8 protein-coding genes and 1 tRNA gene are annotated in these 15,733 nt (G+C 48.9%); 4 read left to right on the top strand and 5 right to left on the bottom strand.

The features are described from left to right. Positions 1-377 precede the first annotated feature (377 nt). Complete coding sequence (arfA, locus tag YC6258_RS20685) at positions 378-1,883, bottom strand: arabinosylfuranosidase ArfA (protein ID WP_044618606.1); 1,506 nt, start codon at positions 1,881-1,883, stop codon at positions 378-380. Between the two features lie 456 nt (positions 1,884-2,339). Here arfA and YC6258_RS20680 point away from each other — a divergent pair, with 456 nt between their 5' ends. From YC6258_RS20680 to YC6258_RS20665, 4 genes are all read left to right on the top strand, one after another. Continuing rightward, positions 2,340-4,823 carry a phospholipase effector Tle1 domain-containing protein gene (locus YC6258_RS20680; protein ID WP_044618605.1) on the top strand — a complete coding sequence of 828 codons (2,484 nt, stop codon included), beginning with the start codon at positions 2,340-2,342 and terminating at the stop codon, positions 4,821-4,823. Then, complete coding sequence (locus tag YC6258_RS27585; RefSeq protein ID WP_052830447.1) at positions 4,810-5,499, top strand: DUF2931 family protein; 690 nt, start codon at positions 4,810-4,812, stop codon at positions 5,497-5,499. The genes YC6258_RS20680 and YC6258_RS27585 overlap by 14 nt, the downstream gene beginning before the upstream one ends. Positions 5,500-5,551: 52 nt before the next feature. Beyond that, entirely contained in the window at positions 5,552-6,178 is a 627-nt protein-coding gene (locus YC6258_RS20670) for a DUF2931 family protein (protein ID WP_052830446.1), read from the top strand. 123 nt (positions 6,179-6,301) lie between these two features. Further along, on the top strand, positions 6,302-6,922 hold the full coding sequence (locus YC6258_RS20665) for a DUF2931 family protein (protein ID WP_052830445.1): 621 nt from the start codon (positions 6,302-6,304) through the stop codon (positions 6,920-6,922). Between the two features lie 97 nt (positions 6,923-7,019). On the opposite strand, the gene YC6258_RS20660 is transcribed toward YC6258_RS20665, so the two are convergent. The 4 genes from YC6258_RS20660 to YC6258_RS20645 form a co-directional block, all read right to left on the bottom strand. Beyond that, positions 7,020-9,992, bottom strand: a complete 2,973-nt coding sequence (locus tag YC6258_RS20660; RefSeq protein ID WP_245626970.1) for a di-heme oxidoredictase family protein — start codon at positions 9,990-9,992, stop codon at positions 7,020-7,022. Positions 9,993-10,105: 113 nt separating this feature from the next. Continuing rightward, positions 10,106-11,461 carry a glycosyl hydrolase gene (locus tag YC6258_RS20655; RefSeq protein ID WP_052830444.1) on the bottom strand — a complete coding sequence of 452 codons (1,356 nt, stop codon included), beginning with the start codon at positions 11,459-11,461 and terminating at the stop codon, positions 10,106-10,108. A 1,247-nt stretch (positions 11,462-12,708) separates the two neighbouring features. Then, positions 12,709-12,785 (bottom strand) — tRNA-Met (locus YC6258_RS20650). Between the two features lie 90 nt (positions 12,786-12,875). After that, complete coding sequence (locus YC6258_RS20645) at positions 12,876-15,587, bottom strand: DUF349 domain-containing protein (RefSeq protein ID WP_044618604.1); 2,712 nt, start codon at positions 15,585-15,587, stop codon at positions 12,876-12,878. Positions 15,588-15,733 lie beyond the last annotated feature (146 nt).

Below are 15,733 nucleotides of genomic sequence, written 5' to 3'. Positions count from 1 at the left end.
CTGTGTTTGGATGTTTTTGGCGAGAGACCGGAGTACTTGGTGAAATTCAGTTTGTAGAGGTTGGAGTGTAGAGTGCACAGGGTTTTTAAGGATTTGCTTAAGTAGTTATTTTTCTGTATCTGCTGATCTTATACGCTTTGACTCGCTATTCGGCACTTGCGCTCATTTGTAGTCAATAGTGTATTTGCGCATTCTGATGCAACCTTTTTTACCATTGGCCGGGATGAAAAAACTGTATTTATTGGGTGGATATTTTCCGTTGGTATGGCGTGTGAGCTTTGATCTGATTGTTGTTATTCCACAATTATATTTCTGAAAGCGTTTTCAAATTTCTGACTCCCGGCAGGGACAGATGTGCCGGGAGGCCAGAGGGTTTGTCAGTGTACCGCTATACGAATGGCATGGTAGGAGAGGGGATTTAACCGACCTTTCAGATGCTCATCTTCGATGCCAAGATGTTTGCCGGCAGAAGGAGAAACCTTATCCGGCGTGGTGCCGCTATTGGTGGCTTTCAGGTCGTGACCCTCAAGACATTGATGCAGCAGGACTCGGTCAGCGGTATACCCTGTTAATGCAACGTCCAGATCCATGGTTTCGGTCGGATGACGGTTAATGACAAATAGGGTAATGGTGTCTTTGTCACGGGTTGCGGCAATATCCAGGTACGGCACATCATCAGCCACTTCGCAGTCGTAAGTCGGGCCACTGGTAACCACTTGCAGAGCCTGCCCCCGACCATAGAGCGAAGCGAACTGATAGGGCCAGTAGATGGTTTGTCGCCAGGCTGGGCCACCTTTGTCCGCCCGGATTGGCGCAATGACGTTCACCAATTGTGCGATACAGGCAATTTTGACCCGATCAGACCGGCGGATAAATTCATTTAGCAGACAACCCACGAACAGGGCGTCTTCAAAGTTATAGGTTTCTTCCAGCAGCTCCGGAGCTTCCGGCCAGTCCCACTGGCGTATTTTGGCATCGTCTTCAGAGCGGCGGTGATACCAGACATTCCATTCATCAAAACAGATATAAACGTCATTGCGGGCCCGTTTCTTGGCTTTGGTGAAATCGATAATGGAGCTGACCGCCTGTATGTAGCGTCCGGTGGCTTCGGTTTTAGCGAAGAAGTTCAAGCTGTTATTGGAGTTATTTCCAAAATATTTGTGCAGGGATATGTAGTCGACGTTTTCATAGCAGGCATCCAAAACTTCCCGTTCCCATTCGGGGTAGGTTGGCATTTCGTCGCTGGAGCTGCCACAGACAATGGTTTCGATGCTTGGGTCCAGACCTTTAAGCGCTTTGGAGGTTTCATCCGCCAGCCGGCCGTATTCTCTGGCATCTTTGTGACCTATCTGCCAGGGGCCGTCCATTTCGTTTCCGAGGCACCACATTTTGACGTTGTAGGGGTCTTCGACACCGTGACTGCGGCGCAGATCTGACCAGTAAGTACCGGATGCGTGATTGACGTACTCTGCGAATTCTCTGGCATCCTGCAAGTTGCCGGAACCGAGGTTGACCGCCAGGATCATCTCCAGCCCTGCCTGTTCTGCCCACCAGGCGAACTCATTGATGCCGACCTGATTGGTCTCCTTGGAGCGCCAGGCCAGATCCAGTCGAACGGGACGATTTTCCTTGGGGCCGATACCGTCTTTCCAGTCATAGGCAGAGACAAAATTACCACCGGGATAACGAACAGCCGGAATTTTCAGATCGCGCACCAGTTCGAGCACATCCTGGCGGAATCCTCTGGCGTCAGCTGATGGATGGCCGGGCTCATAAATGCCGGTGTAGATGGCCCGGCCCATGTGTTCGATAAAGGCGGAGTAGAGACGGTCATCAATGTCGGCGATGGTAAAATCGCGGTGCAGAGTCGCTTTCACTTGCATGAGGTTATCCTCTTATTCTTGGAAACTACGAAGGTTGGCAATGGTGGCATTCATGATGGTGACTGACCAGTCAGCAGAGGTGATCACAAAGGTTTTTGACATATAAAAAGCCGGATAACAATAACCCAATAAATACGAATTTATTTCTTTGAGCGATATAGGAATGACAGCACAGTATCCAGAGAATTTTGCGGGGTGGGTGTTTTGCCTGACTGCTCAGAAAAACATCAGGCTTTTTCAAACATACCTTTACTAAGCATATCTGCTGAAATAAATCCGCTAAATCGATGTTAGGGGAATGAGAACAACGAGACGGGTGTGAATTTCATCATAAAACTGTTTTTCTATGTTTGACGGCTGATGAGTTTATTGAGATAAGCCTTTTTATCTTTCCGCAGTTACAGAGTAGGCAATACGTCTACCCAGGATTCACCACAGAACAAGGACCGTTATCCCATGTCTCAGGACATCAGCACCCTGCCGCAAGCCATTAAAGACTTCATTCAACGTCACGGTTATTCCCTGAACCCCTTATGCTGGGTCGCCACTTATCAATATCCCAAAGACGCGAAGGCGTTTACCCCGGAACAGACCTCACTGCATATGTTTGTACTGGATAGTGGTGGGCAGTTGTCGTTATTGCGACATCATGAGTCCTTGAGACGGGGCACGGTGTACGAACTTGGACCGCGAGAGGTTCGTGGCACACCAACACCGGCCAAACCCAGAATCAATCTCGACAAACCGGCACCGATCTGGACCGATAACATCACCGACACCCAGCCTGAAGGTATACCCGGAGTTGATGCGTTTGATAACCCGGATTACTTTGCCTGGTTGCAATACCGCTACCCCGATCAAAAGACCGGTGTACTGACCGATTATCGGATCACCACCAACACTCAGGTTTTTCAAGGCAAACTGAGTGGTTCCACCGGTCAGTTATCGCTGACAGGTCCGGAGCAGATCTGTTATGACATCGGCACGCCGGTCACCGCAGAACAGTGGCAGCAAACGCGCGATGCTCTGCAACAGGTCTGTGATCAGCTCACTGAACAACGCCAGCACGCAACCCCCCTTGCTAGCTGGCCGGCAACGATGCAACCCCTGCATTTAATCAATACTGAAATACTGCTTCCGGGTGATCCCAAACAGATGGATGCTGCCTTGTTTAACGATCAGGGTGATCCGTTGGCATCGCTGTTTACAATGGGTCAGGATATCTGGGATTGTGGGTACCAGCGCCCGGATATTTTTGCCCGCCGCTTCAGCCAACAATGTAAAGCCGATAGCAAAACACTGTCCAGCCAATTGGGGCAGAGTCTGGGGATACTTGACCCGGATCTGCCGAGCGTCGGTTTGTGCCTGGTGGATCTGATCTACCTGCTGGACCATGAGTGCGAACTACAACCGCTCAAAACAATGGCCGGGCAATTGAACGCCGAGGATCCGGATGCCTGGGCCAAAGAAGCCGCATTGGCGGCACTGATCAGTTATCGTGGCAAACCAAGACCGGAAAGCCGTCCTGGAAATCAATCGCCGTATTTTGATTCTCTCAGCGACATTGGCAAACAGCTCTATCAACTCGCCGAACAGCAGCGTCAACAGGACAAAGTTTTCACCCAGACAGAGCAACACAACTGCTCGCTACAAAAAATCCTCAAAGTTCCCCAATTGGGATCACTGTGGTGTTACACGGCGCCGACCAACCGCTCCAGGCCGAAGCGTATTTTGAGATTGGGAGTGTTTTTTGATGGCACCAACCAGAACCGCTACAACGATGAACAACTGCCGGACCGGGATATTTCCAACGTGGCGAAGATGCAGGATTTGTATCTCGAACAGACCATTGATCGGGCCTATGAAATTATTACCTCCAGAGCTATTTATATCCCTGGGGTTGGTACCATTACGGGAGTACAAATCCTAAACGGCTATAAGGTCAAGGAGGATAAAATTGGGCTGGGATTTGGTATTGGTAAGGAGGGGGGGCAGGCGCGTATTGTTTATGCATTAGAGCAGATGCATATGCGCTTGTCCGAAAATAGTTATGACGAACTTATCTTTGATGTGTTCGGTTTTAGTCGCGGTGCGGCCCTGGCCCGACACTTTGTGAATATGATCAATCAATGGGCCGCTGAATATCAGCCTTATGGTGTGCTAAATGCAGTTGATGCTTTTCCTCAACAGATCAGTGGCAGAGTTGCTTTTGTCGGACTCTGGGATACCGTGGGCAGTTTCTATTGGCCCGGTAATGATAAGCAGGGTGAGTTCAATCTGAACCTGAATGAGGCCAGTGCTGAGCAGGTGGTGCATCTGGTCGCTGCCCATGAGGTTCGTCATAACTTTCCATCCACCCGGATCAGCGATGCCAAAGGTCGCTTGCCGGCAAACTTTACTGAGACCATTGTTCCCGGTGTCCATGCCGATGTTGGCGGCGGGTACGAAAATCCAACGCCCGGTGCCGCCACCAGTTTTGATGACTGGCGGGACTTTTATCGGGTTAAAAAGGTGTACGATGCCGGCTGGGAGGAATTCCGAGTGCGGCAGTTACAGCGGGATATTGAACGACGAGGCCATACCATAATGATGCAGGGGACTCAGGTATATGAGCTGATTCCGATCCGTAAGGAGCTATCTATCTACCCATTGCGACAGATGTACGACATGGCCAAAGTGGCCGGCTTACCTCTTTGGAATATCGATCCCCATAACGCAGCATATAATATCCCCGAAGACTTGGCTTGGTGTTATCAAAACTGGCGAAACAATGGCGCGGAACTCGATAACGCCAAAATCTATCTCGAAGATTATATTCATACTTCTGAGCGTGGCCTCAGTATTGTCAATACACCGGGTATTCTGTTTAAAAGCCGGGAGGTTTTCCCCAATCGTCCCAGGCTGGCCATAACACCAAGGAAACACCATGAACATGCTTAAAAATATATGTTGGATGATCTTATTGTCACTGTTGCTTAGTGCCTGCCGGGCAGATGATAGCTACTATGACTATGGGTTTGATACCGGTGGTTATGGTGGTACAGGTTGGCCTATTTGGGTGGAAAAGCTTGTGTTTAACGAGTCTTGGGGGGTACCAGTTGGTGGATTGTCTGGCGGCATTTCAAATGTTTCTGAGCGTCTTCCTGGCGGGAAGTCTTCCGCGATGGGACCAGTCCCTCTGCCACAAACTATACGGGCCCGCTGGTTCTCCTATCGTACACAGACCTTTTATGAAGCGACTTTGGAGATATCCGAAGAGGAGCGCTTGTATATTAAGCAGTGGTTTGAGCAATACCCCAGGAAAGGATATTTGCATACCCTGGTCACTGGTATTAGTGGTGAAGGGACAATACAAGCATGGTGGCTTGTAGTTTGTGTCAACTCTCTTGCTGGTTGTCCAAAGTATGAGCGTAATTACTTTGAGTTAGCCCCGCGTATTCAAGCAACGGTAGCAGAAGGGGATCCCAATCAATATTACAACACGACCCGTCAAAGCATTCGTGAAGGTATCATTCCGCCCGATGTGTTGGATTTGATTGTTCCGCCAGAAACGCCACCGCCAACTACGGAAGAATTGCTTGAGCAGGTTCGTCCAAAACCGCATGTCAGTCAGTAAAAAAACCTTTATAGGACAGGATTCAGGTAGCCCATAACCCCAAGGAAGCTTCATGAACATACTTAAGAATTTATATTGGTTGATCTTACTGTCGCTGATACTCAGCGGCTGTAGAGCGGATGATACTTATAATTATAGTTTTGATACTGGTGGCTATGGCGGAAAAGGTTGGCCCATTTGGGTGGAAAAACTGGTGTTTAACGAGACCTGGGGGGTGCCGGTTGGGGCATTGTCGGGTGGCGTATCCGATACATCCAAACGTCTTCCTGGCGGTAAGGCTGCTGGTGCGGGCTATGTACCATTACCACAAACTATCCGGGCTCGTTGGTTCTCCTATCGCACCCAAACTTTCTATGAAGCAACTTTAGAAATATCGGAAGAGAAAGGCGCACAGATTAAGGATTGGTTTGAGCGGTATCCCACCGAGTCAGGATTTTCACATGCCTTGGTAAGCGGTATCAGCGGGGAAGGCAGTATGCAGGTGTGGTGGTCGGTCATTTGTGTCAACTCTCGCGGTGGTTGTACGAAACACGATTCTTATGAATTTGAACTGGCCCCCCGTATTCAGGCGACCGTGGCTGAGGGAGATGCACGCATTCACAGTGCAGGGACCGAACAGGAGGTGGAAATGGGTAATCTGCCGCCAGAGGTGTTGGATCTGATTCCCCCTGGCTCTTAAAACTCGTTGCACAGGTTGAGCACGCATAACCTTTAGAAAAGTGATTAGCCTGCAAGTTTCTGATATGGAATTTATAGGGTGGCCTTACATTTTTCAGGCTGGCCGTAACATCAAGGAAGCTTCATGAACATACTTAAAAACTTATGCTGGTTGATCTTACTGTCGCTGATACTCAACGCTTGTCGGGCAGATGATACTTATAATTATGGTGCTGATACTGGTGGCTATGGTGGAAGAGGTTGGCCTATCTGGGTGGAGCAACTTGTGTTTAATGAGTCCTGGGGGGCTCCTGTAGGGGCGCTATCAGGTGGCAGGCCAGACGTTTCAGAACGTCTTCCGGGTGGAAAGGCTGCTGTTCTGGGGTATGTCCCGTTACCAGAGACCATACGGGCCCGTTGGTTTTCCTATCGCACACAAACCTTTTATGAAGCAACTCTGGTCATTTCGGAAGAAAAACGTTCGCAGATTAAAGAATGGTTTGAGCGGTATCCCAGAAAGAAATTCGTTCATAACCTGGTGACCGGTATCAGTGGTGAAGGCACCATGCAGGCGTGGTGGTTTGTAGGCTGCGTAAACTTTGGGTGCCCTGAGGAATATGAATCTCACTATTTTGAACTGGCCCCCCGCATTCAGGCGACTGTCGCCGAGGGAGATGCCCGCATTCACAGTGCAGGGACCGAACAGGAGGTGGAAATGGGTAATCTGCCGCCAGAGGTGTTGGATCTGATTCCTCCTGATTCTTGAAACTAATGCCGAGGTTGTCGCACATAATTGATCATCCCTGATCGTATTTATTGACAGATGCCAGTCGCGAATTTGCCGCTGGCATCTGCAAGTTTCATCACAGAGAGTTCAAAAACGCTAACAGGTCATCGCGCTCTTGAGTTGAAAGCTCATTGACGTAGCGATCCCGTGATGCCTGGCCTTCTCCAGCGTGCCATACAATGGCTTCTTCGATGGTACGGGCGCGGCTGTCGTGTAAGAAGCCGACTTCATAACCTGAGTCCGCAACCATTTTGGTATAGCCCAGACCCCACAGCGCCGGGGTGCGCCAGTAGTTCCCTTCCGCCAGGCCTTCAATCAGATCATCGCCAAGCTCATCACCCATGTCATGCAATAGCATGTCGGTATAAGGATGGATGGTTTGATTGCGCACTTCTGCAAATGCCGAGTTGGTACCCGTTTTAACTTCCATGACGTGGCAGGCGTTGCAGCGAATCTCCTCAAACACTGTCTTGCCGCGTGCGATTTTGTCTGGCTCGACATCCAGGTAGGACAATGGTGATACTCCTTTGGGGAAGCCGCTGACAACGCTGCGCTGTGCAGGGACGGCCAGTAAACTGAGGTACTGTGTCATCAGGGTGAGTGCGTCTTCTGACAGGCCTGCATCCTGATGTTGAGTGTTACAGTTGGCCGGCCCTGCCAAACATTCCCGGCTTGGAAATATCGGCGAAGTAACCGCCATATCCAACAGGGCTGCACCGGCAATCTGATGGCGTAAACTCACTTTAGCGGCCTTCCATCCATAACGACCAAGACGCACAACAGGTTCATCGAATTGATTTTTAACTTCCGGATCAAAAATCATGTTCGCGACGCCTTTGACACCATCGGGGTCATTGGTTTTAACGAAGGATAGAATGGTTTCATCCGGAATGGCTTCCAGCAATCCCATGCCAATCAGCGGTTGGGCGGTGCGAACAGAAAAAACCTCAGGGGTTGGGCCTTCGAAGGCAAAGGTTGGCTTGCTCAGTTTTACGACTTTCCCGTCATTGAGTACAACGTCTTGGTTCTCAAAGCCATCAACCCAGACGCCACCACCCCAGTTTTCAGGCTGACCCGTGGTGAGCGAACGTGCGTTCATTTGCATGGCCTGACCATAAATGGAATTAGGCGCCTGCTGGCCATTGGCGTCCAGTTCTGCACTGGCAACTCGTACTGCCATGGTATCCATTTTTTGATTAAGCACGACGGGTGCGAGACCGCGTCCGTTATTGATGTGGCATCCGAAACACGAGGATTGATTAAAGCGAGGCCCCTGCAAATGCATTCCGTCGTCATTGCGATCGTTATTGGCTTCGTTATGCTCACCCGTCCACAGGTTGGTATGTAACCAGCGACGTCCTTCCACAAAACGCTGCATGTTTTCCATGCCTATGTTGTTGTGGGGTTGCTGATAGATAAAGGAGGCGTTGTCGGCATAGTCATAAGAGACAGAACCCAGGCCGCCCTGCAGCGTTTCCAACGGCAATGGTTCATTCATCAAGCGCGGCTGTACGCCATACCAGGGGCGTAGTCCTTCACCCATGACGTAGGTGAGCTCATTGGTGTAATACCGTAATGCGCCGCTGTCACCAATGGCGTCCATGGCTTCACGGGTTGAGAAAAAGGAGCTGGTGAATTCAATGACGTCGCCTTCTTTCAGGGGACGGGAGGGGACTGTTTCGCCGCTATTGACTAACACGCCATTGGCGTCGGCCACCAGTTTTCCGTGTCGTGGATATTGATCAAAAACCACACTGCAACCATCGTTGGCACCTTTTACGCCGTTATAGCCTGAGTCGGGATTTTTCAGAGCGTCCTGAGGCGGTTTGGCGACCACTTTACAATCGGCCTCGCCAGAGGAATAGGTTGAATCATCCAGCAGATCGCCCGGGCTCATCCAACCAAAACCGGTAACTCCTGTGGTGTCGAAGCGACGAACAAAGGCATGCCCACCGCCGCGCTGGTCTTGCTGGAAATATTGGTTCACAACAATACTGGGCTCAGTCACTCCCGGTACGTGCGTGTTATCGATAAATTCAACGCCCCAGGTGCGGTTCTTGAAATAGTTCGCCACGAAATTGAGATGAGCGCCAGGACCTTTATCCTGTGGATTGCCGTTGGCATCAACGGTTTCGTTCTTGCCATAACCGATTTCATTCCACTCTTCACCGCGCTCACGTGCGTGGCGAGAGCGTCCCATCATGCCGAAACGTGTGACCAAACGACCATCCGGTAAGGTGAACTGGATCGTTTCGATTGGATCTTCTGAGTTTTCCAGCGGTACAGGTGTCAGGTTTTGGGCGTAATCCGGAAATGCCAGGCGTGAGGTTGCCAGTGCCGGCAGGGTATTTTCTTTGCTTGGGGATTGGAATTTTGCCTCAAAGATTGAATAACCGTATTGGGTTGAACGTTTAATGCCCTGGATTTTGATGTAGCGGGCGTCTGCCTTCAGGTTAAAGTATTTTTCGTTGCCACCCTTACTATCCACACGATAACGTAGTTGAAACCAATCCTCGTCATTATTCGAAATGTAAATCGCGTATTCATCAGCATGGGCATTTTCCCAGACCAGCTCCATTGAGCCGATGGCCGTTTTCTCGCCAAAGTCAAACGCAATCCATGCGTCATCAACCCGGGTACTTTCCCAGCGTGACTCCATATTATCGTCCAGGGTTTTATCGGCTGTGTTGTTATTGTTTTGTGTTTCGCTGGACGTTGCGGTCACAGGCACAATTCTACTGGAAGTATCTGGCAGGTCGTAATCGGGCGAAATCAGCATCGATAACGGCGGAGATGCCAATGAAGGAGCGTCTTTACTGGGTATCGCAATCACACCGTGAGCCGGTGCGGGTTCGAATTCCGGTTCGGGGTCAGGTTGAGAGGGGGTGATGCCTGTCGAGGGCTGTTGATCTGAATCTGAACCGGTATTTGTGTTTGGTGTAGTGGCTTCGTTGCAACCGAACAACAGCAAGGCTGTGATTGGTGTTAATACGAAGGTTGTTAAAAAGGGGCTAAACTTTTTAGGCCCTTTTTTTATGGCATACCCCATCTTTCTAAGCTCCTCTGTGATAAGTGTTTTTGGATAGAATCTGAATAATTACCTGTGTGCCGACATTATTCAGAGACTCCTTCGTTATAGTTTGTTGCCTGATAAACAGAACATTATTGTTCTGTCAGTTCTATCCAGTTAATTGCGTAGCCTTGACCACGCGTTTTTATCGTAAACGTGTGTTCGCCACTGGGTATCGACACTTGTGTTGTCACATTTTGCCAATGATCATCAGCACCGGTGTTGGGAATCGTTAAAGCGGCTTTTCGTTCATTATCGATCATGAGATCCAGAGTCTGCTGGTCACCACCGTTGGCCACGCGAATGACGACATCGACGATCTTGTCAGTACCATCGACCGTTTCATTGTTCATCTCAAAATCGACATAGCCATTGTCTGATGTCCAGACAATGTCGACATAACCACTGGTATCCGTAGTGGGCTGATGCACATAGCCTTCCCCTTGATGACCACCTTCGGCCTGAAAACGTTGGTTAACTAAGAAACGATAGCCGGTGGCTGGTATATGTGTGTAGAGTCCGCCCAGTGGCGTTAATTCGCCATCTCCATCGAGAATATCCAAAAAAGGGAAAACGTCTTTTCCATTGCCACGGCCGATAAACCAGGAATACCGATACACATTCGGATTGTTTTCCAGCCAGCGTGTGGTGGTGGCCAGATAGTTCATTTGCTCATTTACATTGGCTGGTCCACCGTCATCCCAGGAAGCCCATTCGGTAAGCCAGACAGGTCTTTCATAGCGTGATGCAAATTCACTGACAAACCATTGCACGGCAGGGGCGTTGTTCATGTAGCAGTGCACGGCGATATAGTCGACCTGGCAATCCGGGCAGGCTTCAAAAAAAGCATCTAAAAATTCAAAGGGGGAGCTGTCATCGTCTGTGCCTGGAATATCAACTTGACCGGGGCTGAAGTTCACTGCCGGACCGACGATCTTTAAATTAAAATCAGCGGCAATGGCTTCAAGTTTGGGCCAGTATTGTGCAACCTGAGCTGGCGTCAGATTGGCTTGCTCCCGGAAGTTTGGTTCATTGAAGCCCAGCAGGTACTTCACATCCGGATGTGTGCTCAGATATGTACGCAATCGAGTTTCATCGAAGTTTTCGTCCCACGCCATGGGAACAAATTCAATACCGACATCCTGGTAGGAGTCATATATGTCTGCTTCTGGTTGAGGGGACCAGTTATACCACCATTGAATGCCATTCTTGAGGGCCAACAAATCGTTGGTTGAATGTTCTCCGTAGGCGAGTCCTCTTTTGACGCTGAATTGGCCTTCCGTTAATTCTTGTTGAGAATCCGGTAAGCCAGATTCGTTACTTTGATTATCACCTGAGCCAGTGTCCGTCGTTGAAGGGCTGCATGCGGATAAGCAAAGTGCGGCACATAATGGCAGCAGCTTATGTGGAAGAACATTTAGGGTTGTGAGTGAACAGCTGTTTTTCATAACGTATAAGTACTGAATGCAACATCGGCTATCAAAAGCAACAAATAAACCAGGAATTAGAATAATTCTTATTATTGAGAGGCAAGTCTCATAACCTTGTATTTAGCGGTTACTGATTAATCAATTTAAAAAGTACTTGGAAAAATTTGCAGGATTCGTCGAAATTCTATGCTTACTTATTGGGCAGCTAAAAATTATGGTGCTAATGACTCATGACATTTTTTGTCATTAGTTGACATATATATAAAAATTTTTCTGCAATATTGGAGAGGGTGATAAAACAAACTAAAGGCTGACAGTATAAACAGAAAAAAACATGAGCTTTGATCATAAAAAATAAAGTTTGATGAATTAATTTGTGTTTGTTTATTTATTTGTCGGTTACTGAAAATAAAAAGCATGTCATTTTGTATCTAATTAGCCGTTTTGAAGCATATTCGAACTCTCCAACCGGTTCTGGTCACACACTTTTTTGTTAGGGTCCCAAATAAGTGCTTGTGAATTTTTTTAGTTCGGTAAGCAGATAAAAAAAATATGCGAAATGACGCATATTTGCTGTTTTACAGAAAAGCACAGGCATATCTTTGATATGCGCTGGTGGTGCTTACTCAAATCTGAAGCTTGGAAGCTCTATCAAGCGATAGTCTGATTGATCATTTCCGTATCCCATACTTTTTAAAGATGAAGTCGCGAATAACCTTTGCTCAGGAGTCACAGTTTCATAGGCGATGCGCTCAGACACTTTCGAGCCCTTTGCTCGATATCGAAATGTATCTGAGGGTGATTTTGATCGGGTTTGTCGTTCTGATCCTTTGCGAGTGTGGGGCCGGAAAATAGTGATCAAGCAAATCACTTATCCCTTTTTTGCAAAAAAGCCGCTATAAACGCGACTTTTTAAAATGTGGTAGCGGCGGTGCGACGTTTCGCGGCCAGATATGAGTTGGCGACCTTCAGCGGCTGCGCCGGATCAAGAGCTGAGCCCGACTGTTTTGTATGAGTTGAGCCCGACTGTTCTGGTTTTTTTCCGGGCATAAAAAAAGCCGCTTTAAAAGCGACTTTTTAAAATATGGTAGCGGCGGCGCGACGTTTCGCGGCCGGATTTGATCGGGCCGGCCATCCAGTGACGACCTTCAGCGGCTGCGCCGGATCAAGAGTTGAGTCCGACTGTTTTGTATGAGTTGAGCCCGACTGTTCTGGTTTTATTCCGGGCATAAAAAAAGCCGCTTTAAAAGCGACTTTTTAAAATGTGGTAGCGGGGGCCAGATTTGAACTGACGACCTTCGGGTTATGAGCCCGACGAGCTACCAGGCTGCTCCACCCCGCATCATCGTTGTTGCTGTCTTGGCAACGGCTGCGAACTATACGGACCGGGGTGGATCTTGTCAACACTAACTTATTGAAAAAAAAGAATTTTTTATTTGATCTTTAAGTAAGTGTTACGGGCAGCCAGAAATCTCCTCTGGAAAGTAGGATCAATGGGGTGAATCGCATACCACTGAGCCAATAGTTTGGAAAAGTCTTCCTGGTTAGTGTGATTTTGTGTCATGCCCTGCTGCAGACGTTCTACCTGTATTTGCATTCTCAGGCTGGCATCACTTTCCGGGGAGTCGAGCCCGGCCATGATTTCCATCAGTATCAACAAGGATTGCGTTGTCTTGGTATCTGCAGTCTGACGGTTGGATACGGCTTTTACTATGGGGTCGGGTACATGACGCCAGGTGTGTGCAGTCAATTGATCAATCGCATCCTCTGTCTGGACAAGCTGATCAAACAGTGACCATTCATCCACTCGCACACTTTTGTTTTTGCTGTCAATCAGGTGATGCACGGCTTGCTCGGCGGTATCCCAGCTTTTTTGCAGTGATGACTGGTGCTGACGTGGCAAGCGACCCAGCGCTGTAAATTCGTGGGAAAGGTGATTGATTTGTTGTTTCAGTTCCTGAGCTGAGAGCTGCTCGTTGCTCAGTAGCTGTTCTGCCTGTTGTATCAGCGCCTGTGCCTGTTCACCGACTTTGTCGAACTCGGCCTGCATCTGACGGTTATGTTCGTCACGGCGGCCAAACAGCTCGTCACAGACAGCACGGAATTCTTTCCACAACTTTTGTTCTTCTTTGCGCCAGGTTTTACCGGTTTCCTGCCATTCTTTTTGCAGGTCTTTGGCTTTATTGGTTGCTGCTTTGAAGTTGTCCATTTCGAGCAGTTCGCGGGCTTTTTCAACAATATCCTTTTTCTGTTCTTTCACGGCCTGGTACTGTTGATTCAATACCCCCTGAATGTCGCCCATCACTTTATCGAATGCCTGTTGTACGGGCTTGTTGGCCTGCCGCTCTACCGGAGAGTAGGTACGCCATTGTTGTTTGGCCACATTGATGGCTTTTTCGATGGCACTGAAGTCGGGTTGTTCCGGTATGGCTTGCAAAAAGATGTTAAGTTCTGAGACCAGTTTTTGTCTTGATGTCAGATTCCGGCGGCGCATTTCTGCCTGTTCTTCAAACCATTTTTTGCAGGGTTGATAAGCCTCCTGAGCGGCGGCATGGAATTTTTCCCACAATTCCTGATGATGTCCCTGGCTGCCTTTGCTGAGCAGTTTCCATTCATCCTGGAAGCGTTTGATCAGGTTGGCGATGGCTTCCGGATGTTGATCTGATCCCACCAATGCCTGCATTTTATCCAGCAGGTCTTTTTTCTTCGGTAATACCGCAAAGTCCTGCCAATCCAACAGTTTTTCCAGGTCTTCGCTCAGCTGGGTGATCTGTTGTTTCAAAGACTGTGGAATTCGTTCCAGATGACCGGCTTTTTCTTCGATGGCATGGGTGATACCGGCTGCCTGGCGCAGATGTCCCTGATTAATGGCCCAGTGGCCTTTGCGTATGAGTCCGCGAATATGACCGATCTGTTGGTGCTGCTCTTTTTTGTATTGTTCCTGTCTGGCTTCGATATCTTTAAGAATGGTTTGTGCGTGTTGTACTACGACGGGTTGATTATCCGATGCCAGAAAATCGAGGTGATGGATTATTTGATCCAGTATTTCCACGGCTGAAGATTCTGGATCCTGCTCGCATTGGTCCACCAGATCGGCAAAACTGTCCAGACTGCGGAATGCCAGCAACAGCTGTTCGTATTCGGTACAGAGATGGCTGAAAGCACGGAACTCTTCTTTACTGGCTTTTTGTTCTTCTTCGGTCGTGCGCCATTCATTCTGACTTTCGGTTAACACTTCGTCCGCATGGTTCAACATTGCCTCGGTAATTTCCTCGCTTTCAATCATGGCGAGAATCTGATCCGTCAGCACCTGGTGCAATGTTTTGCGGATTTCGATAAAGCGACCGGGTTCAACAATCGGTTCTGGAGTCTCTTCCACGGGTTCCGGTTCAACCGGTGTTTTGGCCAGTTCCTCCTCGGCAGCCAACTGTTCCATGTGCTCGTCATAGGTTTTCTGAGCGCTGGTTAAAGCTTTATCAAACTGTTGCTGTTGGGCTTCGGTGGGCTCGGCTTCGAGTTCCTGCCATTGCAGTTGCAGGTTTTTGATTTTGCCGTTGAGTAATGGATCAAACGGCGTATTTGCCAGTTTTCCGGCACTGTCGAGCAGTTGCTGGAGCGCAGCACGGCGGGTGGCCTCAGCGGTCAGACACTCCTGAATTTCGTTGAGCTTGTCTTTGGCAATCCGGTAGACGGTTTTATCTTTGCCTTTTGTGGCTTTGGTCAGTTGTTCCAGAACATCTGCTTCAGTCAGTAGTCCGGCCGCCGTTTTACGAAGTTCCGCGGTACCGCCCTTTATAGCCTGTTCGCACAATTGCGGCTGGCTGAGACTGGTCAGTTGTTGTTCCAGCAGGTTCTTTTGTTTGGAAAAGGCGAGGATGCTGAGGATCAGGCCGGTATCTGTTGTCAGCGCAGACAGTTGTTGCGGAGTCAGCTGTCCTTCGTCAATCAATGCCGCGAAACGGTTCTTGGCGGCCTTCTGCAAAGCTTCGTCAGACTGCTGGGCTGTGGTTAACAGTTCTGATGGGTCGGTGACTGTCTTTATCTTCGCAATAAGCATGTCCGTCGAGGATGGGGCTGGCTGAGAAGGTTTGATTTCAGGCTGGGTTTGCTTTTTTTGTTTCTTAAAAAACTTGCTGATTACCATGCTGTTATGCTCCGTGTGTCCCAAGAAATAAAGGTATTTCTGGAAGTGGTCAGTTTGGGTTGATGATTTGTTTATGAGTCCGGGTTGTGGCTGTTTCCATGTTATTTGTGGTTCTTGTTATGGTTTGTCGAAGGAGATCCTGGCGA

The sequence above is a fragment of the Gynuella sunshinyii YC6258 genome (genome assembly GCF_000940805.1).
GTDB classification, from domain to species: domain Bacteria; phylum Pseudomonadota; class Gammaproteobacteria; order Pseudomonadales; family Natronospirillaceae; genus Gynuella; species Gynuella sunshinyii.
The sequence above is the reverse complement of the archived record's forward strand: the minus strand, read 5'-3'. Positions and strand labels throughout refer to the sequence as shown.